This window comes from Rhizobium sp. N324, from assembly GCF_001664485.1.
Classification (GTDB): domain Bacteria; phylum Pseudomonadota; class Alphaproteobacteria; order Rhizobiales; family Rhizobiaceae; genus Rhizobium.
Genome location: NZ_CP013630.1, coordinates 3,787,298 through 3,807,426, shown reverse-complemented (window position 1 = coordinate 3,807,426; position 20,129 = coordinate 3,787,298). Strand labels below are relative to the sequence as shown.

23 protein-coding genes are annotated in these 20,129 nt (G+C 62.3%); 22 read left to right on the top strand and 1 reads right to left on the bottom strand.

Annotated elements, in window-relative coordinates; all coding sequences use genetic code 11:
* Positions 1-8 precede the first annotated feature (8 nt).
* Positions 9-272, top strand: coding sequence for a hypothetical protein (locus AMK05_RS18305; RefSeq protein ID WP_210186603.1), 264 nt, complete (start codon positions 9-11; stop codon positions 270-272).
* On the opposite strand, the gene AMK05_RS34660 is transcribed toward AMK05_RS18305, so the two are convergent.
* The gene (locus AMK05_RS34660) at positions 256-534 is read right to left on the bottom strand and encodes a hypothetical protein (RefSeq protein ID WP_145924771.1); all 279 of its coding nucleotides are present in this window, start codon (positions 532-534) and stop codon (positions 256-258) included. The two genes, AMK05_RS18305 and AMK05_RS34660, sit on opposite strands and share 17 nt — an antisense overlap.
* On the opposite strand from AMK05_RS34660, the gene AMK05_RS18295 reads away from it, so the two are divergent.
* The 21 genes from AMK05_RS18295 (at position 533) to AMK05_RS18195 (ending at position 20,120) form a co-directional block, all read left to right on the top strand.
* Positions 533-2,329: a terminase large subunit gene (locus tag AMK05_RS18295; protein WP_064840551.1), complete on the top strand. Its 1,797-nt coding sequence runs from the start codon at positions 533-535 to the stop codon at positions 2,327-2,329. The two genes, AMK05_RS34660 and AMK05_RS18295, sit on opposite strands and share 2 nt — an antisense overlap.
* Positions 2,329-3,636: a phage portal protein gene (locus tag AMK05_RS18290; RefSeq protein ID WP_064840550.1), complete on the top strand. Its 1,308-nt coding sequence runs from the start codon at positions 2,329-2,331 to the stop codon at positions 3,634-3,636. The genes AMK05_RS18295 and AMK05_RS18290 overlap by 1 nt, the downstream gene beginning before the upstream one ends.
* A 28-nt stretch (positions 3,637-3,664) precedes the next feature.
* The gene (locus AMK05_RS18285) at positions 3,665-5,044 is read left to right on the top strand and encodes an HK97 family phage prohead protease (RefSeq protein ID WP_190237330.1); all 1,380 of its coding nucleotides are present in this window, start codon (positions 3,665-3,667) and stop codon (positions 5,042-5,044) included.
* 69 nt (positions 5,045-5,113) lie between these two features.
* On the top strand, positions 5,114-6,472 hold the full coding sequence (locus AMK05_RS18280; RefSeq protein WP_064840548.1) for a phage major capsid protein: 1,359 nt from the start codon (positions 5,114-5,116) through the stop codon (positions 6,470-6,472).
* A gap of 79 nt (positions 6,473-6,551) precedes the next feature.
* A complete protein-coding gene (locus tag AMK05_RS18275) occupies positions 6,552-7,025 on the top strand; it encodes a hypothetical protein (protein WP_082935688.1) in 474 nt (157 codons plus the stop codon).
* Between the two features lie 51 nt (positions 7,026-7,076).
* Positions 7,077-7,784, top strand: a complete 708-nt coding sequence (locus AMK05_RS18270) for a hypothetical protein (RefSeq protein ID WP_064840547.1) — start codon at positions 7,077-7,079, stop codon at positions 7,782-7,784.
* A complete protein-coding gene (locus tag AMK05_RS18265; RefSeq protein WP_064840546.1) occupies positions 7,781-7,990 on the top strand; it encodes a hypothetical protein in 210 nt (69 codons plus the stop codon). Before AMK05_RS18270 ends, AMK05_RS18265 begins: the two co-directional genes overlap by 4 nt.
* The gene (locus AMK05_RS18260; protein ID WP_064840545.1) at positions 7,987-8,388 is read left to right on the top strand and encodes a hypothetical protein; all 402 of its coding nucleotides are present in this window, start codon (positions 7,987-7,989) and stop codon (positions 8,386-8,388) included. The genes AMK05_RS18265 and AMK05_RS18260 overlap by 4 nt, the downstream gene beginning before the upstream one ends.
* Before the next feature lie 3 nt (positions 8,389-8,391).
* A complete protein-coding gene (locus tag AMK05_RS18255; RefSeq protein ID WP_064840544.1) occupies positions 8,392-9,036 on the top strand; it encodes a phage head-tail connector protein in 645 nt (214 codons plus the stop codon).
* The gene (locus tag AMK05_RS18250) at positions 9,036-9,440 is read left to right on the top strand and encodes a hypothetical protein (RefSeq protein ID WP_064840543.1); all 405 of its coding nucleotides are present in this window, start codon (positions 9,036-9,038) and stop codon (positions 9,438-9,440) included. Before AMK05_RS18255 ends, AMK05_RS18250 begins: the two co-directional genes overlap by 1 nt.
* 17 nt (positions 9,441-9,457) lie before the next feature.
* Positions 9,458-9,820, top strand: a complete 363-nt coding sequence (locus AMK05_RS18245) for a hypothetical protein (protein WP_064840542.1) — start codon at positions 9,458-9,460, stop codon at positions 9,818-9,820.
* A complete protein-coding gene (locus AMK05_RS18240) occupies positions 9,820-10,476 on the top strand; it encodes a hypothetical protein (protein ID WP_064840541.1) in 657 nt (218 codons plus the stop codon). The genes AMK05_RS18245 and AMK05_RS18240 overlap by 1 nt, the downstream gene beginning before the upstream one ends.
* On the top strand, positions 10,476-10,922 hold the full coding sequence (locus AMK05_RS18235) for a hypothetical protein (RefSeq protein ID WP_064840540.1): 447 nt from the start codon (positions 10,476-10,478) through the stop codon (positions 10,920-10,922). Before AMK05_RS18240 ends, AMK05_RS18235 begins: the two co-directional genes overlap by 1 nt.
* 90 nt (positions 10,923-11,012) lie before the next feature.
* Positions 11,013-11,945 carry a phage tail tube protein gene (locus AMK05_RS18230; protein WP_064841435.1) on the top strand — a complete coding sequence of 311 codons (933 nt, stop codon included), beginning with the start codon at positions 11,013-11,015 and terminating at the stop codon, positions 11,943-11,945.
* 104 nt (positions 11,946-12,049) lie between these two features.
* Complete coding sequence (locus tag AMK05_RS18225; protein ID WP_064840539.1) at positions 12,050-12,493, top strand: hypothetical protein; 444 nt, start codon at positions 12,050-12,052, stop codon at positions 12,491-12,493.
* A gap of 23 nt (positions 12,494-12,516) precedes the next feature.
* Positions 12,517-12,864: a phage tail assembly chaperone gene (locus AMK05_RS18220; RefSeq protein ID WP_064840538.1), complete on the top strand. Its 348-nt coding sequence runs from the start codon at positions 12,517-12,519 to the stop codon at positions 12,862-12,864.
* Positions 12,865-12,896: 32 nt separating this feature from the next.
* The gene (locus AMK05_RS18215) at positions 12,897-16,100 is read left to right on the top strand and encodes a phage tail length tape measure family protein (protein ID WP_145924770.1); all 3,204 of its coding nucleotides are present in this window, start codon (positions 12,897-12,899) and stop codon (positions 16,098-16,100) included.
* A gap of 56 nt (positions 16,101-16,156) precedes the next feature.
* Positions 16,157-16,861 (top strand): hypothetical protein, encoded by a 705-nt coding sequence (locus AMK05_RS18210; RefSeq protein ID WP_064841434.1) that lies wholly within the window; start codon positions 16,157-16,159, stop codon positions 16,859-16,861.
* A gap of 1 nt (position 16,862) precedes the next feature.
* Positions 16,863-17,474, top strand: a complete 612-nt coding sequence (locus tag AMK05_RS18205; protein ID WP_064840536.1) for a hypothetical protein — start codon at positions 16,863-16,865, stop codon at positions 17,472-17,474.
* Positions 17,475-17,480: 6 nt separating this feature from the next.
* Entirely contained in the window at positions 17,481-17,906 is a 426-nt protein-coding gene (locus tag AMK05_RS18200) for a DUF6950 family protein (protein WP_064840535.1), read from the top strand.
* A gap of 30 nt (positions 17,907-17,936) precedes the next feature.
* The gene (locus AMK05_RS18195; protein WP_237352137.1) at positions 17,937-20,120 is read left to right on the top strand and encodes a hypothetical protein; all 2,184 of its coding nucleotides are present in this window, start codon (positions 17,937-17,939) and stop codon (positions 20,118-20,120) included.
* Positions 20,121-20,129: the final 9 nt, after the last annotated feature.

The following is a 20,129-nucleotide window of genomic DNA, read 5'->3' as shown; positions in this document are numbered from 1 at the left end:
AGATCATCATGACCACGAAAATGCGTTGCAAAGTCCGTGTCGGGTCCTGCTTCCCCTACCGGGATGCCGAAGGCAAGACCGTCAATGAAACCGTGCAGTTTCATGGCGTCGCGAAGAGTGACGGCTATCCTGCCGACGGAAGCGATGAGAACAACACCTTCTCGAAATGGTCGCCCAGCGTGGGTATCCAGATTACCATCGCCAATCCGGCACTGTTCGAAAAGCTGGTACCTGGCGAAGAGTATTACGTCGACTTCACGCCGGCCAATTGACGCCGATGCACCGCCCGATGATTGCCCTGGCTGTTCTGATCGCCACAACATGCTGCTCGCTGGGCCTGTTAGTCAGACAGGGAACGGCGAAGCAGGTGGCGGACAGGCCGGCCATCAGCGAGAAAAAGGCGATCATCTCGCAAGCGCAATGCGTGGGGACTGGTCCGATCGAGCGGCGGATATTTTGGATTGTTCGCCGGGCTGATGGGAGTGTGAAGGCCTTCGGATCGGTCACCATCCGGAAGTGCAGCTGGTAGACCATGCGGTATTCGACGGCTTGCCTTGACTGGGAGCGGCGGATTGTTGCGGGTGAGAGCCTGATCCCGATCGCGCCGCTCTTTCCCGACGAGGCGGAGGCGGCGCTTGAGGTTTTCAAGTCGCTCCAGATCACCGACCTGCCGCAGGTCTATGATCGCAAGACGGGGCAACACCGTCACCCGACATTCGGCGAGTCCTGCGAACCTTTCGTGTTCGATTTCGTGGCGGCCGTCTTCGGGGCCTATGACGAGGGGTCGGCTCGACGGCTGATCGAGGAGTTCTTCCTGCTGATCAGCAAGAAGAACGGCAAGTCGACCATCGTTGCCGGCATCATGGTGACGGCGCTGATCCGCAACTGGCGTTCGCACCAGGAGCTGATGATCCTGGCGCCGACACGTGAAGTCGCTGAAAACTCGTTCGGGCCGGCCGCGGCAATGATCCGGGCGGATCCGGAGCTGGCCGTGCTCCTGCATGTGCAGGACAACATCAAGTCGATCACGCATACCGTCACAAAGGCCGTGCTGAAGATCGTCTCGGCGGATTCGGGAACGGCCGCCGGCAAGAAGGCTGGCTTTGTTCTGATCGACGAGCTCTGGCTGTTCGGCAAGAAGGCAGGCGCGGCAGGGATGCTGCAGGAAGCCACGGGCGGCTTGATTTCGAGGCCGGAGGGCTTCGTCGTCTACATCTCCACGCAGGCAGATGCGCCGCCGGCGGGTGTCTTCAAGGAAAAGCTGGACTACTTCCGAGACGTCCGGGACGGCAAGATCAACGATCCGCAAAGCCTGGCGGTGCTCTATGAGTTTCCCGAGGCGATGATCGCCAGTGAGGCGTATCTCGATCCGGAAAATTGGTACGTTACAAACCCCAATATCGGGCGGTCGGTTCGGCGTGAATGGCTCGAGCGGAAAATGCTCAATGTCCGATCGGGCGACGACCAGGAAGGCGACACCTATCAGAGCTTCCTGGCGAAGCACCTGAACGTCGAAATCGGCATGGGCCTTAGGGCCAACCGGTGGCCCGGCGCCAATCACTGGACGGCGGCCGTGGACGAAGAGCTTTCGGCTCTCGCGCCGTTCGATGCCCTGGAGCGAATGCTCGAGCGCTGCGAAGTCGCCGCGGTTGGTGCCGATGGCGGCGGCCTAGACGACTTGTTCGGTCTGACGATCGTCGGGCGCGAACCGGAAGAGTTCGAGGTGCGCGTCAAGGTGAATGGCCGCGAGACAGCGGTCTGGATGAAGCGGTGGCTATGCTGGTCGCATGCCTGGTGTCATCGGGAAGTGCTGAAGCGGCGTAAGAAGATCGCGCCGATCCTGCTCGATTTCGAGAAGGCGGGGCATCTGACGATTATCGACAATGCGCTCGAAGACATCGCGGCGATTGTCGACATCGTGAAGATGGTCAAGGATCGCGAGCTGCTGGCGGCGGTAGCGGTCGACCCCGCGGGCATTGGCGATTTCGTTGATGCGCTTGCGATGCCAGAGATCGACGTGACGCAGGAAAACGGGCTGCTTGTCGGCGTGCCCCAAGGCTATGCGCTGATGAACGCGATCAAGACCTCGGAGCGACGGCTGTCGAACAAGATGCTGCTCCACGCGGGCGGTCCGATGATGCCCTGGATCGTCTCCAATCTCAAAATAGAGCCGACGGCGACGGCGATCAGGGCGACGAAGCAAACGGCGGGCGACGCAAAGATCGACCCCATCATGGCGCTGTTCGATGCGGTGACCGTGATGGTGAAGAACCCGGAAGCGCAAAGTGCGGTCTCTGCTTACGAGCACCGCGATCTGATGGTGGTGTGATGGGCCTTTTAAGCTGGTTTTCCCGCAGTTCCGGCGATGCTGTCGAGAAATCGAGCGCCGGCGTTCCTGCGGCCGGCTATCTGCCGACGCTGGGCTCGACGCCTTCGGTGGCGGGCGTGCAGATCAGCCAGGGAACGGCTATCAGCGTTTCGACCATCTATGCCGCGACCATGCAGCGCTCGAAGGATTTCGCCCGGTGCACGCCGCGAGTCCTGTCGCTTGAGAAAGGCCGGGCAGGCGATGCAAACACAACCCATCCGGTTGCGAAGCTGTTCAAGCGGCCGAACTGGGTGCAGACCTGGTTCGAGTTCGCACTGCAGATGGAAATGGCGCTGATCCTGCGCAACAATGCCTATGCCGTCATCCTGCGCGATACGAAGGGCGATCCTCAGTATTTGATCCCGGTCAATCCCGATTGCGTGATGGTGCTCGAAGCTTCGGACGGACAGCTCTTCTACAACATCAACCGGCAAGGGATGTTTCAGATGGCGGCGCTTCGCGGGCTGCCAGTCGCGATCCCAGCGGAAGATGTCCTGCATTTTCGCGGCGTCGCCTTCAACATGCTCGTCGGTGTGTCGACCATCGGTGTCGCCCGCGATTCGATCGGCGTCGCCATGGCGCTTGAGCAGCAGGCGGCGCGCTGGATCAGTAATGGAGCGCGACCGGCTGGCGTTCTCCAGTCGGCCAAGAAGCTGACTGAGGAGACCGCGAAGCGCCTGCGCCAGCAGTGGGAAGACCTCCGGGCCGGCATTGCCAATGTCGGCAAGACCGCCATCCTCGAGGACGGCATCGAATGGAAGCCGATGAACCTGTCGTCTGTCGACATGCAGTTCATCGAGCAGCGCAAGCTCTCGGTCGAGGACGTCAGCCGCTGGTTCGGTGTGCCGCTTTACAAGCTCGGCGTCGCCGGCGAGCTGCGCAACATCAAGATTGACGACGCCGAGCAGCTCTATGTCAACGGCACGATCATGCCCGACTGCGAACTCTGGGAGCAGAAGTTCGAGCAGCATTTCGACCTGGCGAAGGACGGGCTGCAGGCGGATTTCGACGAGCGGAACCTGCTGCGGGCTTCCGAGGCCGTGCGCATCAACAACGGCCGCCTGAAGGTCATGTCTGGTCTCGGGACGTCGAACGAATGGCGCAAGGGCGAAGGCGAACCACCGCTTACCGGCGGCGATCAGCTGATGTTCCCTGTGAATACGGCGGCGCTCGGTTCCGACGCGTCGGGAACCTCGGCTGACAGTGCCGGCCGGCCCGAAAGCGGCACACTGGCGGACCCCGGGCCAGGCAGCAAGAAAGAGCAATGAGGGAGCTTCGACGAAGGACAGGATGGTCATGAACCTCATTCAGAAGGCATATAGTGCGAAATCCGAGGCCCTCGCCGACAAGCGCCAGGTGCGCGTAGTGGTGTCGACGAGCGACGTCGACCGCACCGGTGAGATCATCGTTCCCGACGGGATCAACTGGAAGGCTTATATGGCGACAGGTGCCGGTCCGGTGCTGTGGAACCATAATGCCAACATGCCGGTCGCGAAATGCATCGAGATCGAGCGGGCTGGCTCGGGCATCACGGCTCTCGTCCAGTTTCCGCCGGAAGGCGAGGATGCGGAGTCCGATAAGGTCTATGGGCGTGTCAAATTCGGTTCGGTTCCCGGCGTCTCGATCGGGTTCCGGCCGGTCGAAAGCGAGGCGCTCGACAAGGGCAATCCGACAAAGGGGCCGCAGCGCTACACCGTCTGCGACATGATGGAATTTTCATTCACGCCGGTTCCCTGCAATCCGTCGGCGCTGGTCGTCGACAAGTCTGCGAAAGGGTCCAATTGGAAGGTCGGAGCCTCCCGCAATTTGTCGCTCGACGAGGTGGCCGATTGGGATAGCGAGGCCGCTGCCAAGAGCATCTTCGATTTTGCCGATTTCGACAGTGACAGCCCGGACGCGACTTTCGCGCGCAAGGGCTTCCTTGTCTACGATGCGGGGGCTCCCGATCTGCGCAGCGCCTACAAGCTGCCCTTCGCCAAGATCATCGACGGCAGGCTGGTCGCCGTAAAGGCCGGCATTCGCGCGGCAGCTTCCGAGCTGCCGAACTCCCTGACCCCAGAGGATGCCGCCGCCAAAGCGCGCGCCGTGATCGACCATTACGAGGCCAAGATGGAAAAGACGTCCACCCCCACTCTGGTGAAGGCCGGGGCGAAGATCGAGGTGAAGAGCCTCTATAACGTTTCGGAACTCGCGCGGATCCTGAGCAACCTCGCCTGGCTGGATGACTGCATGGAATGGGATGCGCTCTATAATGACGACTCTGTCGTCGTTCCCGGTCTGCTCGGTGGTGCTCTGCAGGCGCTCGGCGAAGCGCTGATCTCCATGACGGAAGCCGAGGTTGCTGCGCTCCTCAAGGAAGAGGTGAGCGAAGAAACGAAGACACTCACGAAGGGCATCTGCGCCGACGGCGCGGCGCCGATCGTCAAGGTTATGATCGCCACTCACATCAAGGCCGGGCGTCGCTTCTCGGCCGCATCGATTTCCAACATGCAGGAAGCGTGCAAGGCCATAAAAGAGGGCCACGACACGCTCCAGTCCATGATGGATGAGCAGGAAACCTCCGACACGGGGGAGACCGAAAAGTCCGCCGAAGCCGACAGGGCAAAGGCGCTCGAAGCAACGAAGCAAAAAAGGCTTCGCGAGATCGAGGTCTTGCGGCTGGCACAGCCGCTCTGATCGCCGGCGACAGGCTGGTTTCCCTCAACTTCATTCGAGCGCGCGCGACGCGCCACGGAGAAATATGACATGCCGATTCATCAGAAAGTAGCGGATCTGCAGAAGAGCCGCGCCAAGGCAATGGAAGAACTCGAGGCGCTAGCCCTCGCCGACGGCACGACGCCCGACGACTTCGAGACCAAGAAGAAGGCGGTGACCGACATCGACGCCACGATTGCCCGCGTTAAGCAGGCGCAGGAACTCGCAGCGTCGACAGCGCAGCCCGCTGCAGGTCAGAGCCTGGTTCCGGCTGCAGCCGAGTCCGATCCCTACGTCAAGGAAAAATCCCTCATGCTCGGCGGTATCGCCAAAATGATGGGCATGGGCGTCGGAAACATCGATCTGGCCGTCAAGGCTGCCGAGCGCACCTATGGCGAAAGCCACCCGATCACAAAGGCGCTGATCGTTTCCACCGGCTCTGCCGGGGGCTTTATCGTTCCTCCCGATGTCATGAACGAAGTCATTCCGCTGCTGCGGGCGCAGGCTGTCGTTCGTGCCGCCGGGCCACGCAACCTCGCCATGCCGCGCGGCACGATGACGCTGCCAGGCCAGGCCTCCGCCGCAACGGCGACCTATGGGTCGGAAGTGCGGGCCATCACCAAGTCGCAGCAGAGCCTCAACCAGATCGTCGCCAGCTACAAGAAGCTGACCGCCCTGGTGCCGGTGTCAAACGACATGATGCGCTACGCGGATCCGTCCGTTGACGCCTTCGTTCGTGACGATCTCGTCAAGGTCATGGCTCTTCGCGAGGATCTTGCCTTCATCACCGGTGACGGCACGCAGGATACCCCGCGCGGTTATCTGTCCTTCGCCAATGCCTTCGGCACCACGCCCGGCGTATTCCTGTCGACGGGCAACTCCACTGCGGCCGCGGGCGGCAACTGGATCACCTCCACCTCGACCTACACGCTGGCCACAGTGGCGGCCGAGCTCGGCGGTGCTGTGAACAAGCTCGACACGGCGAACGTTCCCGACAGCAAGCGCTGCTGGTTCATGCACCCGCGTTCCTGGAACTACCTGAACAACGTGCAGAACTCGCTTGGCGTCTACGTCTACCGCGACGAGCTGTCGCGCGGCACGCTGCTCGGCTATCCGTTCAAGAAGACGACGCAGGTCCCGGTCAATCTGTACAATGCCGACGGCTCGCAGACGGATTGCTCCTTCGTCTTCCTGGTGGAGATGACCGAAGACATCATCCTGGATTCGATGCAGCTCGAATTGGCCGTCTTCCGCGAAGGGTCTTATGTCGACGAAAACGGCGCGACGATCTCGGCCGTCCAGAACGACCAGACGATCATTCGCGCGATCGCCGAGCACGATCACCAGATGCGCCACGACGCGGCCGTCGCTGTGATCCAGTTCGTCCGCTGGGCTCCGGCCATCAGCTAGGCGCGTCGGCGCCGGTGCATAGCGCGGCGGGCTTCGGCCCGCCGGGTTCCACCCCTCCATTCCAGAAGGAATTTCCTCAATGACTTCGACGATCGTCACGCAGCATAATATCGGGGAGCTTGGCTCTCTCCGTCGCTTGTCCGCAGCAGCTGCCGCCACGGCCGCCGGCGCGGGCGACTCCACCACCACGACCGGTATCACCATCGACCGTATGGGCTTTGTCGGCAGTTCAATGCCTGGCTCCGCCGTATTTGCTGTCCTCTGGGATGCGACGCTTGCCACGGGCAAGACTGTATCCTTCGGCTACGCCGTGCAGGATTCGGTCGACGGCACCAACTGGTCGGACTATGCCACCGCAACCTACGCCGTGGTCGGTACGGGCTCGACGGCTGCGTCGGCACTGGCAGGCCAGCTGCAGGCCAATATCGACCTCGGCAGTGCTCGCCGCTATGTCCGTTTCAACTTCGCGACGGATCTTTCGGCGACACAGACTGACACAGCCGTCGCCCGCGCCGCCGGCTTCTTCGGCGGCTTCGATCGCCTCCCGAACTAAGGTCTCACGATGCAAAGCCCCGAAGACTTGCATCCTGATGCCGCTGCGCGGATGGAGCGGGCGAAATCCCGCTCCCTCATGATCTGTACGCCCATCGCCCGCAACCCGGCTTGGGAATACACTGCCAGCATGCTTTCGACCGTCCTGACGCTGCGTGATCACGGTATCCGCTGCACTTTCCAGTTCGTCGTCGGCAGCTCGATCGTGCACAAGGCGCGCAATGAGCTCGTGGCCTACTTTCTGGCTTCCGACTACACGGACATGATTTTCATCGACGACGACATGGAGTGGTCGCCCACCGCCGTGCTGCGCCTGCTCGGTTCCGACAAGCCGCTGATTGGCGGCGTCGGACGTCAACGGGTCCAAAAGCCCAACAGCGATCCTCGCGTCTGGTGCATGCGCGTTCCGCCCGACATGGCGGATCCGTTGCGGACCGATGACATGGGCGCCGTCGAGGTCGGCGGGTTCGGTGCCGCGTTCATGTTGATCAACAAGATCGTCTTCGAACGATTGGTCGATGCTCATCCGGAATGGCAGCTTAAGGCGCCGTCCGATTGGTCGGATGATATCAGGCCGTTCTATTTCGAATTCTTCCGCCAGGGCCATCCTGGCGTTCCCGGCGACGAGACAGGCGAGGACTACGTCTTCTGCGACCGATGGCGCGCCATCGGTGAAGAGGTTTGGGTCGATCCGTCGATCGTGCTCGGGCATGTCGGTTCGTTCAATTACAGAGGTTCCGTGCAGGAGGTGCTCTCGTGAAAACCGTGACTTTGACGCAGGACATGCGGCCCTGGCGTGATGGCGACGACATCCATGTCGACGACAAGCTGGCGCGCAGCCTGGTGGAAAATGGCGAGGCCAAGGATCTTCGGCCCTTCAATCCGGCCGGTGAGAAATACGAAGATCGCTCGATGCGTGCCGGTGGCGGCAAGCAGGGCTACAAAACGAAGGGATCGCAGGCATGAACCTCTTCGGCCGTCAAATTGCAGCCGCTGCGTCGCTGGTATCCGATGTCGCCAAGTTCAACGGCGCGCCCAGCAACCTGGCTATCCAGGCGAAGTTCGCCTATGGCTCGGGCGGCACGTCCGTCGACGCCTATGTCCAGACTTCGCTTGATGGTGGCGCCACCTGGATCGATATCGCCGAATTCAATTTCACCACCAGCGCTGCGACGAAGATCTTCAATCTTTCTGCCCTGACAGCGAAAACAACCGCTGCTGTCCCGACCGATGGATCTCTGGCTGCAAACACCGCCGTCGACGGAATTCTCGGTTCGCAGTTCCGTCTCAAGGTCGTTTCGGTCGGCACTTATGCCGGCGCGACGCGGCTGGACGTCGACATCGCGACGGACCAGGCGGCCTGAACCATGGGCTTTCGTATCATCACAACCGTGCTGACTCCGGCCAGTAGCGCGGACCTCGTCACGCTGTCGGACGTGAAGGCCGAGCTCGGCCTCACCGGCGGTGGCGACGATGCAGTGCTCAAGCGTTATCTCGCGGGGGCCTCTCTGGCGATCGCGCAATATTGCAACCGGACCTTCGTGCAGGAGACGGTGAAGGATGAGATCTGGCCGGACCGTGAATTCTACGCCTTCCAGGTCGCCGGCTCGCTTTCCGATATCCAACTCTCTCGCTGGCCGCTGTCAGGGGATGTAACTGTGACCGAGAATGGGGATGCTCTGACGTCAGGCACCGATTTTCGCGTCGACGCGAAGACGGGCATCGCCACGCGCATCGATACGAATGCCTATCCAAGGGAATGGCAGGCATGGCCGCTCTCGTTCACCTATACCGCAGGCTATTCGTCGATACCCGCTGATGTGCAGGACGCGGCGATCCGCATGGTCAAGGCGCGGTATATGGCGCGCGGCCGCGACCCGTTCCTGCGGTCGGAAAATATCCCAGGCGTGCGCGATGTCAGCTATTGGATCGCGACCGGAAGCGACGCCGGCAACATGCCGCCCGACGTTGCCGACATCCTCGACAACTATCGTCAACCGGTGGTGCAGTGATGGACAATCCGAACAGCTATACTCTTTTCGCAGGGCAGATCACGACGGCGCTCCCCAGTTTTGCTGGCGAGGCCATCGACAGTCTCGAGGGTATGCTCGCCTGCACGCTTGTCGCGCAGCTGCGGTGGGGGTCGGGGGGAACAAGCATATCCGCCGTCGTTCAGACCTCGTTTGACGGCGGCACGACCTGGTTCGATGTGGCGCGGTTCGATTTCGCCGCTGCGAGTGCAGTCAAATATGCCAACCTCTCCGGCCTCAGCGCCAAGGCTGCGGCGGCCTATGCGGCCCTCTCGGTCGAGGGCGTCAATGATGGACTTCTCGGGCCGAAGATGCGCGCCCAGTTGAGCAGTGTCGGCACCTATGCCGGCAATACCACGCTCGATTTGCGGATGGTGGCGCGGTGACGGCGGAAATCCTAGCGTTGGATAATGCACTTGTCCGCGCCGGCGAGGATATCGTGCTGCGCCGGACCGTCGGCAGTGGCGCGAACGTCATCAATATCGACGTGAAGTGCCGGGCAGCCGTGCGAGCAGTGTCGGCCGACGAGATCGTCGGAACGATCACGCAGCGCGATCTTGTTGTGATCATCTCGCCGACCCAGATCCTGGCAGCCCAGTGGCCGGGCGGCGCCTATGCCGGCGGCGTGACCAGCGACGTCGATCCCCGCATACCGAAGGAAACGGATTTTGCCCTTATCCAGGGGCGTCAACGGCAGGTGAGGGCATCCAAGCCGATCTTCGTCGCGAATGTCTGGGTGCGGACCGACATGGTGGTGGCCGGCTGATGGCTGGGGTCGATTTCTTCGATCGCGAGCTGAAGCTGGCGACGGCGGATCTGGAGCCGGCGGCGATCAATGCCATGCTCGCCAAATTTGCCAAGGATAGCGTGCGGGAGGTGATCTCCGGCGGGCGGGCGAGCGGGACCTATGAGCGCTATGTGAACGGCCGGCAGGGTGCGCCTGAAGAGACTGTCCAGGCGCCGGGACCGATCATTTATGAATTCTCGCTCTGGGAGCCGATCATCACCTTCGCACTCGACGAGCTGCGTCGCCGATCGCCGGTCAAGAGTGGACGGTTCCGCGGCAGCTTCATCGTGCTGGCGAACCAGCGCGAAGTTATCGACTACGATAGCATCGGCCCCGATGCCGAGGTCATCATCACCAATTTCCAGCCCTATGTCCGCAAGGCGGAAAACGGGCTGCTCGGCGCCAAGCGCTATTCGATCTTCGACGGGACGAAGCGGGCGCTCGCGTCACGCTTCGGCAATGAGGGGCGCAATTCGGCGGCCTTCGTGTTTGAGACGAAGTGGCTGGATGTCCGCGCCGGCGTGCATGCCGGCATGCCTTACGTTCTCAAGCGTGCCCAGGGGCGGCGGAAGGACCGGCAGGGCGGCATGCCGATCACTTATCCGGCCGTCGTAATCAACCAGAGTCTAAGCTGATGGCATCCGTCGAAGTCTATGACGCGTTCGAACTGCGGTTGCGCGACGCCTGGACGGCCACAGGGCTCGTCTTCGAAAACGAGTTCGCGCAGGGGCTGATCGATGCCGGCCTGCCGTTCGTCTATGTCGAGATCGTCGGCGACGTGCTCGACCAGGAGACTTTCGGCGCTCCGCAGGCAAATCAGTGGCTGGAGCGCGGGGCGACATATCTGCACGTCATGACGGCGTCGGGCGACGGCAGCCGCCAGGCGCGCAGCTGGGCGAAGGCTTTGACCAACCTGTTTCGCGAACAGCCGATCGTCGTCGACGCGGTCACCGGCGAGGCGCTGTTCATGCCGACCATGTCGCTCGGCGCCGGCGAGCCCGGGCGAGACTTCCCGAACTACTGGGCTTTCACCGCGACGATCGGCTGGTACCGGCGCGACTACACGAATTTGAGCCCCTAACATTCCGGCTTTGCCGGTCGCCTTACCCGTGCCTTGGGCAAGCACGCCGCCAACGTCTGATGACGTGGCAAATCCGCTATGGAGCCTTCAATGACGGTAGCTGACGGCAGTCAGGTGCGCCTTGCCGATGTCTCGGAAGTAACGATCGGCACGACGCCCGCAAGCCCTGTTTTCCAGATCATGCGTTACGTCTCGTCCGACGTGCGCATCTCGAAGCAGACAGACATTCCGAACGAGATCCGCGCCGACCGCAACGTGGCGTCGATCGTCGACGTCGGCCGGTCGGTGCAGGGGACGATCAACACGTTCCTTTCCTACGGCACTTTCGACACATGGCTGCAGCGCCTGCTCTGCTCGACCTGGTCGAGCGACGTGCTGAAGAACGGCATCCTGCAGCAGGCGGGAACCCTTGAATTTTTCTACGAGCAGGGCGCGACCGATACCTTCGTGCGCTTCCAGGCGGTCCGCCTGAATACCTTGGCCCTGACGCTCAGGGCGCGTCAGTCGGTGCAGGCGAACTGGGGCATCATGGGCATCCGTTCGCCGACGCCGACAAGCGCCATTCTGACCGGCGCGACCTATACGCCGGCGACGACGACGCCGGTACTGAATGCCGGCCTCAACGTGTCGGACCTCAGCTTCACCGGCCTCACCAATGCACCAAAGGTGCAGGCGATGACGCTCAACATCACCAACAACATCTATCAGAACGATGTTGTCGGCGCCTATGAGCCCTATTCGCACGGTCTCGGCCGCTTCGAGCTGACCGGCTCGCTGACGACATACTTCGAGAACATGGACGCCTATACCGCCATCCTCGACCATGACGATATCGGCATTTCCACGACGCTGCTCGACGAACTCGGCAACTCTTACGAGATCGCGCTCGCAAAGACCAAATTCCTCGACGGCGGCCCGGTCGTCGGCGGCAATGGCCAGGCGGTGATGATCGATATCCCATTCCAGTCCTATTTCGACGCGACGGCGGCCGGCTCGATCACCATCACGCGCGATCCTGCATAACCGAGATCGCCGGCGCTTCCTCCCTGCGCCGGCGGTATGGGCGGCGGACGAATTCGGGGCCGTCCGCCGCTCGCCTTTCCCGAAGCCCCCTGAATGGAGTCCCTATGTCTGTTGTGAAGCTCGCCTCGCTGAAGGCGGATCTGAAACGCGAGGCCGATGGTGACTGGATCCCATTCCCGGATTGGCCGGGTGTGGAATTCAACGTCTCTTCACTGCATCTGCCGGCCTACCAAGCGGCGCGCGACGACCTGCTGATGCGCATCGCGCGGCAGGCCAGCCAGGCAAAGCCGAAGCCGGGCGAGGCTGCCCCCGCCAAGCTGGATATGAAGGTGGAGCTGGGCAAGCTCTACGCCGAGCACCTGCTGCACGGCTGGCGCGGCCTCGATGTCGCCTATACCCCGGAAGCGGCGAGGGAAGTGCTCGGTGATCCTGAATACCGCAACATTGTCGCCGCGGTAGAGTGGTGCGCCGGCAAGATCTCCGAGGTGAATGTCGAGTTTGTCGAGGCCGAAGCAAAAAACTCCGGAAAGCCTTCCGCAGCCGCGTAAGCGGGCCGAAGGCTTCGCCAGAGATGCTCGAATGGCTGGAAGAGCTGTTCGAGCAAGAGCCGGACAAGGAATGGCTGCGGCCCCGCCGGTCTGCCGAGCATGGCAACTTCGAGCCTCAGGCCTGGCATGCCATGTATTTCGAGGCTTTCGATGCCCTGCAGTATGACCGGTTCTACGGTGCGATGGGCGGCGAGGGGCCGATCTACTATTCGGCCCTCAGCCAATACGCCCGCGATCACAGCATCGCAGGGGATCGGCTGAAGCGGTTCCACATCTTCATGAACGCGATCGACGGCGAGTGGCTGAAGATCCAGCGAGAACGCGCAGAGGCCGCCGAAGCCGAGCGCAAAAGCAAGGAAGCGCGGCGATAGGGCCGCGCTGCCATCCGCAAAGAGGCTTTCCCTTGGCTAATGTCGAAATCCGTACGCTGCGCGTCTCGGCAGAGATGGATGCGAGCAAATACACTGCTGGCGCCCAGCAGAAGGCTGCTGCCGACGACCGCATGAAGCAATCCGGCAAGGGCCTCGGTGACAGCTTCACGGAAAACGACCAGAAGATCAGCGCCGCCACCAACGTATTGGCGAAGCTATCTCGCCAGTATGTCGACGGCTATGCGACCACGCAGCGCTTCAATCAGGCGGTCAATCAGCTGACACGCGGCGTCGAACTCGGCAAGATCGAGATGACGCAGGCTTCGGCCATCCTCGATGGCATCTATCGCAAATATGGGATGATGGCCGATGCGGCCAAGGTCGCCGAACGTGGACAGCTTGAGCTTTCCAAGGCGGTGCAGGAGGCGAACACCCGCTTCGAGCAGCAGGCGAGGGTGGTGCCGGCTAACCAGAACAGGCCATCTCCCGGCGGCGCCAACGACAACCAAGCGCAATTCCGGCGGCAGAACCTTGGCGCGCAGGTTCAGGATATCGGTGTGTCGCTCTACGGTGGCATGCCGCTCACCACGGTTCTCCTGCAGCAGGGATCGCAGATTGTCGGCATCTATGGCGGCAATGGCGGCGTCAACGCCCTCCTCAAGGATCTCGGCGCGATCATAGCCGCGGCAACCCGCTATGTTCTTCCGTTCGCGGCAGCCGGCGCCCTGGCCTATGGTGCCTTCAAGCTGTTTGCCGCCAACACGGTCGAAGCCCGGTTGGCTGTCGACGAGACCACGAAATCCCTGGCGGCGCAGGCCGCGCCGATGGGCGCCGTTCAGTCGCAGCTCGGCGAGCTGCAGAAGCTCCAGTCCGAATATGCGCAGGCGTTGAACACGACTGCCCGCACGCAAAGTGCGGCGTCGGCCGCGATCGTTGCCGGCACCGAGCGGGAATATGAGGCCAAGCGCGCGCTGCTGGAGCTGGAGCTGAAGCGGCAGGAGGCTGCGCGGGCCGTTGCGCAGTCCGAGCTGGAGATCGCCTCGCTTCGCCTTAAGAGCGCGATCGCCCAGCAGGTGACGACGAATATGGACCTTGAGCGACAGGGCTTCTCGGATCCGCGCATCGGTCGCTTCACGCAAGTGCCAGACAGCATCACAGGCATTCAGAAAACCCGCGATCTCCTCGCCACCAATCCGCTCTCGGACAAGGTGAAGGAACTCAACGCCAACCTCAGCTTGACCGATATCGCGCTGCAGAAGCTGCGCGAAGGCCTTGGGCTGGTCGGGCCGGCGGCATCCGGCCAGATTGGCCAGATCAACGAACTCAGCAAGGCGCTCGAGGAGTTGCGCAAGGTCGGAGCCGCCGCGGCTTCGCCGGCCGACGAGGCGGCAGGGCGTGCCATGGCTGCAGTGCCCGTCGTCAACGGCGTCCTCGACGAGGAGTCACGTCGCCGCGTGCTGGCGGCCCAGCGTGAGGCGCAGCGCCGGCTGGATAACCAGAACCCGACCGTGATCAACGGTGATGGCGCCCGGGTCGGTGTGCCGGTTCCCCTGCAGCGGCCAAACGTCGAACTGGAAGGGCTGCCGGGCGAAGAGAAGGCCGGGAAATCGGCGGCGGAGGCTTATCGCGATCTGGTCAAGAGCGCCAACGATCGCATCGAGCAGATGAAGCTCGAGGCGGCGACCGCGGGCGAGGCGGGTATCGCGGCGCAGAAGATGCGGATGGAGCTCGAATTGCTCCAGCAGGCGCAGGACAAGGGCAGGACTGTCACCGCCGATCAGCGTGCCGAGATCGAGAAGCTTTCGGAGGCCTATGCCAGAGCGGCGACGGAAGCGGCCAAGGTGCGCCTCAATGCTGACCTTTCGTTCGAGCGTGAGCAGATCTTCCGTTCGTCCGGAGATCAGCAGATCGCCTCGCGGCAGCGCGGCGCCGGACTGCCGGTCGACCTGAATTCGCCGCTTGCGCTGCAGATGCGGCAGAACCAGCAGGCGTCCGAGATGAAGCAGGCGGTGACCGGCTTCGTCACCGATTTTCGGCAGCAACTGGTCAGCAGCGGCGGCAAGGTCGGCGAAGCTGCAGGTAAAGCTCTGCTGAATTCGTTCCTCAATGCCATAACCAAGGCCGGCGACCAGGCTTTCGAGCGGGTGATCAATATCATTTTCAGCAAGCTGTTCAGCGGCACGGGAACGGCGGGCGGCGCCAGTGGTCTCGCCGGCGCCGGCGTGGGTTTGGCTGGAAGTGTCCTCGGCGCGGCCAACGACAATATCGGCAAGGCACCTGTCGTTCCGGTAACGCGCGGTCCGCTCGGCGACGTCGGCTCCTACATCGCGCAGGCGGCCCTCAAGCGTGGCATCGACCCGGACACCGCTCTGAAGGTGGCGCGGTCCGAAGGTGGTCTGAACAGCTGGAACCTTCAGTCGAGTTACATGAAAAATGGCGTGCGCGAAGAGTCGTTCGGGCCTTACCAACTCTATATGAATGGCGGTCTGGGAAACCAGTTCATGGCAAAAACAGGTCTAGACCCAAGGCTTGCTGCCAACGGCCCTGCCGGAGTGGATTTCGCGCTAGACCACGCGGCTAAAAGCGGCTGGAGCTCCTGGTATGGCGCGGCCAAGGTCGGTGTCGGGAAGTGGGATGGCATCGGTACCGGCGGCAATATGGGCGGTGCCGCTGATGCCGTTAACAAGCTCGCAAGCTCGGCCGGCGCCGCAACGAAAGGTCTCGACACTTTCGGCGGAGGTATCGGCAAAATCGGCCAGTCGCTCTCGTCTTCGTTCTTTCCGGCCGCCCCGACAGCTTCGGCTGGTGGCGGAGGAGGCGGCCTGTTCGGTTTCCTCAGCGGCCTCTTCGGCGGCTTCAAGCCGGTTGGAGGCCAGGCTGCGCTTGCAGCCTCGGGCAAGATCACCGGTCTCTTTGCGGACGGCACGGAATTCGCGCCGGGCGGCCTCGCGATCGTTGGCGAGCGCGGGCGCGAGCTGGTGAACCTGCCGCGCGGCAGCCAGGTCGTTCCGAACCACAGGACGGAAAACATGATGGCAGCGAACGGAAACCGCGGCGGAAGCAGCCAGCGCGGGCCGGTTCCCCTGAACGTCAACATTCAGGGCGCCAATGGAGATGACCATGTTCGCACCCTTGTCGAGCAGGGGGTCGCCGCTGGGTTGGACAGCTACAACAAGGAGATGGAGCGCTCCGGCTTCGGCTCCCAGCAGCAGCATTATGCTTGGCGCAGGGCCTGACCGTGAGCTTCCTCAGTCTTCCCCTTCTGGATATCGATTTCCTGAAGCCGCAGCGCATGGCGTTCGACGTCGACGGCAATGCGATCGGCGGCGGCCGGAACGGCAATGGCCAGGAAAAAACGATGGAAATCTCGGGTGGCGGCTTCCTGACCGCCACCTATGGCGGCTGTTTCGTGCAGGCGCCCGAAGAGCATGAATATGTCACCTGGCTTGCGGCGCGGCTGAATGGTTCGTTCCGCTTCGTCGACGTGCCGCTCAAGACCGATTGGCAGGGGCCGTTTCCGACATTCGGGCGCTGGCCGCAGCCGATCATCGGCGGCATTCCGCATTCGGACGGCTCCCATTTCTCGGATACGTCAGGCTATAGCCAGGCGACGGTCTGGGGCGCGATCACGCAAGCGGCACCTCAGGGCGCCGGCGTGCTGCAGATGCGGGTCTACGGTGCCTCGCGCCGCCTTCGGTGGTCGGACTGGTTTTCGATCTATCACGCGACCGCCAAGGGTTGGCGTGCCTACCGCTATTGGGACGTCATCACGACATCCGGAGAAGGCAGCGAGACCATCGAGGGGACTGCCTTTGCCTACAGGGACTATCAACTCGCCATCGGTCCGGCGTTGCGTGAAGCCGTATCGGCTGGAACGCGTGTTGAATTCGCCCGGCCGCGCTTTGCCGCGAAACTCTCTCTAGGCACGAAGATCCTGTCTGATGTCGAGGGTTTCTGGCTGATGCGGCCGACGCTGACATTCGACGAGGCGTTCTGACATGGCTTATGACGTGAACTACGTGCCGTCGATGGTGTTGGAGCGGCTCCGATCGAGCGCGCTGCTGGGCCTCTTCATGCGAGTGGCGACGGACCCGTCATTGCACATCTGGTTCGGCGTGCATGACATCCCGGCCCGCTTCGACAGCATCGATACTGACGGGACTGTCTATCTCGGCGCTGGCCGGCTCGTCGGTCTGCCGTCGCTGGAAATCCTGCTGAACGGCACTTCGGATGCGGTGGAATTTACGATGTCGGGCGTCGACCCAGCGTCGGGTTCCCGGCTGATCGACTCCATCCCTGAGGTGCGCGGTGCGCTCGTGCACGTCGGGATCACGACGCTCGACGATTACTATCAGCCGATGACGGATATCATTCCGCTCTGGCAGGGGATTGCCGCCCGCACGGCCGAGTCCATGCCCGTCGTTTCCGGGCGCGAGCAGCCGACGCTTTCGCTTTCGCTTTCCGTTGTCGCTGGAGAGAACATGCGCAGCCGCCCATCTCGGGCCTTGTGGTCGTCGGCCCAGCAGCACGCCGTCTCGGCGACCGACGACTTCTGCAACAACACAATCCGATATTCGCGCGGCGTGCAGCCGGCGTGGCCGAACTTTTAGGGCGTAATGTTGATCAGGGATTATATCGAAAGGCGCGTCCGGTTCTGCTGGGGTGGCGTCGGCGGCGAAGACTGCACGACCTGGTGCGGCAGCTATGGGCTTGCGCTCACCGGCCGCGACCCGGCCGAAGCTTTCCGGGGCACCTATAACAGTGCTGAAGGGGCTCACGCTCTGATCGATGCGGCTGGCGGCCTTGCGTTGCTCGTAGGGCCAATCCTGACTGATCAGGGCTGGCGACGCGTCCAGCAGCCGACGACCGGCGACATGGCTGTGATCCGCACGCTGGTCGACTTCGAAGGCGAGGATCCGATCGAGCGCGATGTCTCCGCGCTCTGCTTCGGCCCGCTCTGGTCGGTTCTAGGTCCTGCCGGACCCGGCGGAATTGCCCATCGCAAGGCGCAACTCGTGGCCTGCTGGAGGTGGCCGCGGTGATTTCCGACGAACGCTTCTATTGCGCGAACTATGCATTGGCTTTCCAGCGAGACATCTGGGAAGGGCGGCTTCGCAACACGACGACGCATTATCCACTGGCGCGACGCGATCCGATTTTTACGCCGCTCTTCACGTCTTTTTTCACGGCGATCGGCTGGAGCGACGACTGCTGGTGTCCTCGGCAGCCTGACGACGGCGCTGGTTACCACGGCGATCACCGTCGGTATCCAGGCGGCCATGGCGCCGAAGCCGCCGAAGCCCGAAGACGGCAAGGCTCCGATGACACAGTCGGTTCCGCCGCGCCACTGGGTGATCGGTACGACGCGCATGGCAGGCGCATATATGCTTTGGGAAGCACTTGGCGCGGCTCTCTACGCCGTTCAGGCGATGGCGGGGCACCCAGTCCACTCCTATAATCGTTTCTACCTGCATGACGACGAGGTGACGCTCGACGTGTCCGGCTACGTGCAGGCGCTGGAAGGCGGCCGTTACGGTTCCAATCTGGTGCAGCTTTTGTCACGCCTCGGGGCAAACCCGGAGACGCCGTATTCGCCAATAGTAGACGCATTCGCCAGCTCCGGAATATGGACGAACAATCATCGAGGTGATGGCCAGGCGTCGATTGCAATGAAGGCCTTCACGCCGAAGGCAAAGGACTTCAGCACCGCTTTTCCCTTCAACATCCCGCGGCTATCCGTTGAAGTGAGCGGAGCGCATGTCTGGGATTTTCGCGACCCGGCCCAAGATCCAGACCTGCCGGGCACCTGGGGTTTTTCCAAGAATCCTGCGTTGCAGCTCGCCTGGCACTGGTGCTTCAGCGAGTTTGGCCACCGGCGGGACTATCGGAAAGCAATCCTGCCAGTGCTCGACATGTGGATCGAGGAAGCGAACGTATGTGACGAGCTCGTCACGATCGCGGGTGGCGGCGTCGAAAAGCGATACGAATGCAGTGGCTGGGACACGACGGAGAGAGAACCGAAGGTCGGGACCAATGCGATCCTGGCGACATGCGACGGCTGGCTCTGTGAGCGCGGCGACGGGGCATTATTATTCACGTCCGGAAAGTTCCGTGAAAGCCGTGTCGTTACGCTAACAGATGACGACATCGTCGGTCATCGCATCCAATACGACGTTCTCTTCGAGGAAGAGATCAACCGCCTCGTCCCGAAATTCAACTATCCCGACGTTGGTTATTCCACCTCGGACACTGACTTTTTCGAGGATGAAGATCGGCAGCTTCTTGCGGGGCGGGTTCTTGCGGAGGACGCTAACTATCAATGGGTGACGAACTGGCGACAGGCGCGTCGCCTCGGCTGGCGCGAATGGCAGCGTATCCTGCAAAAAGTGAGGGGGTCGCTGAATGTCAGCCTTTCCGGCATCAATGCCGTCTACAGCCGTTGGATCAGGTTGGAGACCCCGAACCGGCTGCCGAGGCTCGACGGCAAGATCATCGAAAACCGCCGCGCGGTTCTCGACCTCATGCGCGGGGGCTTCAGCCTCGAGGTGTTGCAACACCCGGACAACATCGACCAGTGGTCGACCGCACTGGAAGGTCAGAAACCGTCCGCTCCGCCAAAGCCGAACGCGGCGAACATCCCGACGCCGGTCATCAATTCGGCGGTAGCCGTCGCTTCCGGTGGATCTGTCTATCTGAACGTTTCGATCGTCGACCCCGGCGACAGCAGCCTGACGCCTGCTGTTCGCTACCGTGTGCAGGATACGGGTGGCGGGGGCGGCCCCGGAGGCTGGGTCGAGAAGACGATCGTCAACGTCGACGCATCCGGTGGATTCATCGTCTGTGCCACGGATGTCGTGCCCGGTGACCAGTGGCTTGACGTCCAGGCGGCGTTCATTTCCGCAAAAGGCAAATACTCCGACTGGTCGGCGACGGAAGCAGTCTTCTCGACCGTCAATCCGACCGCTCCGCCGGCACCCACGATCGGCGCTGTTATAACCGGCGTTCCCGGCGAAGTGACGATCAACTGGACCGCGCCAAACAGCAGCCTCTATGCAGCTGGGCGCGTCTATTACAATGCGGTCAACAACCCGGCGACCGCGACATTCAACAGCCCGACCTTGGCGGGCGCACCCAACGGAACCTATTCCCGAACAATCTCTCGGCCGGCCGGCACCTATTATGCCTGGGTCGCGTCAGTGAATGCTTCGGGCATCGAGGGTACGCGAACGCCAACGGGTGCTTTTACTGTTACTTGAGAAGGAAGC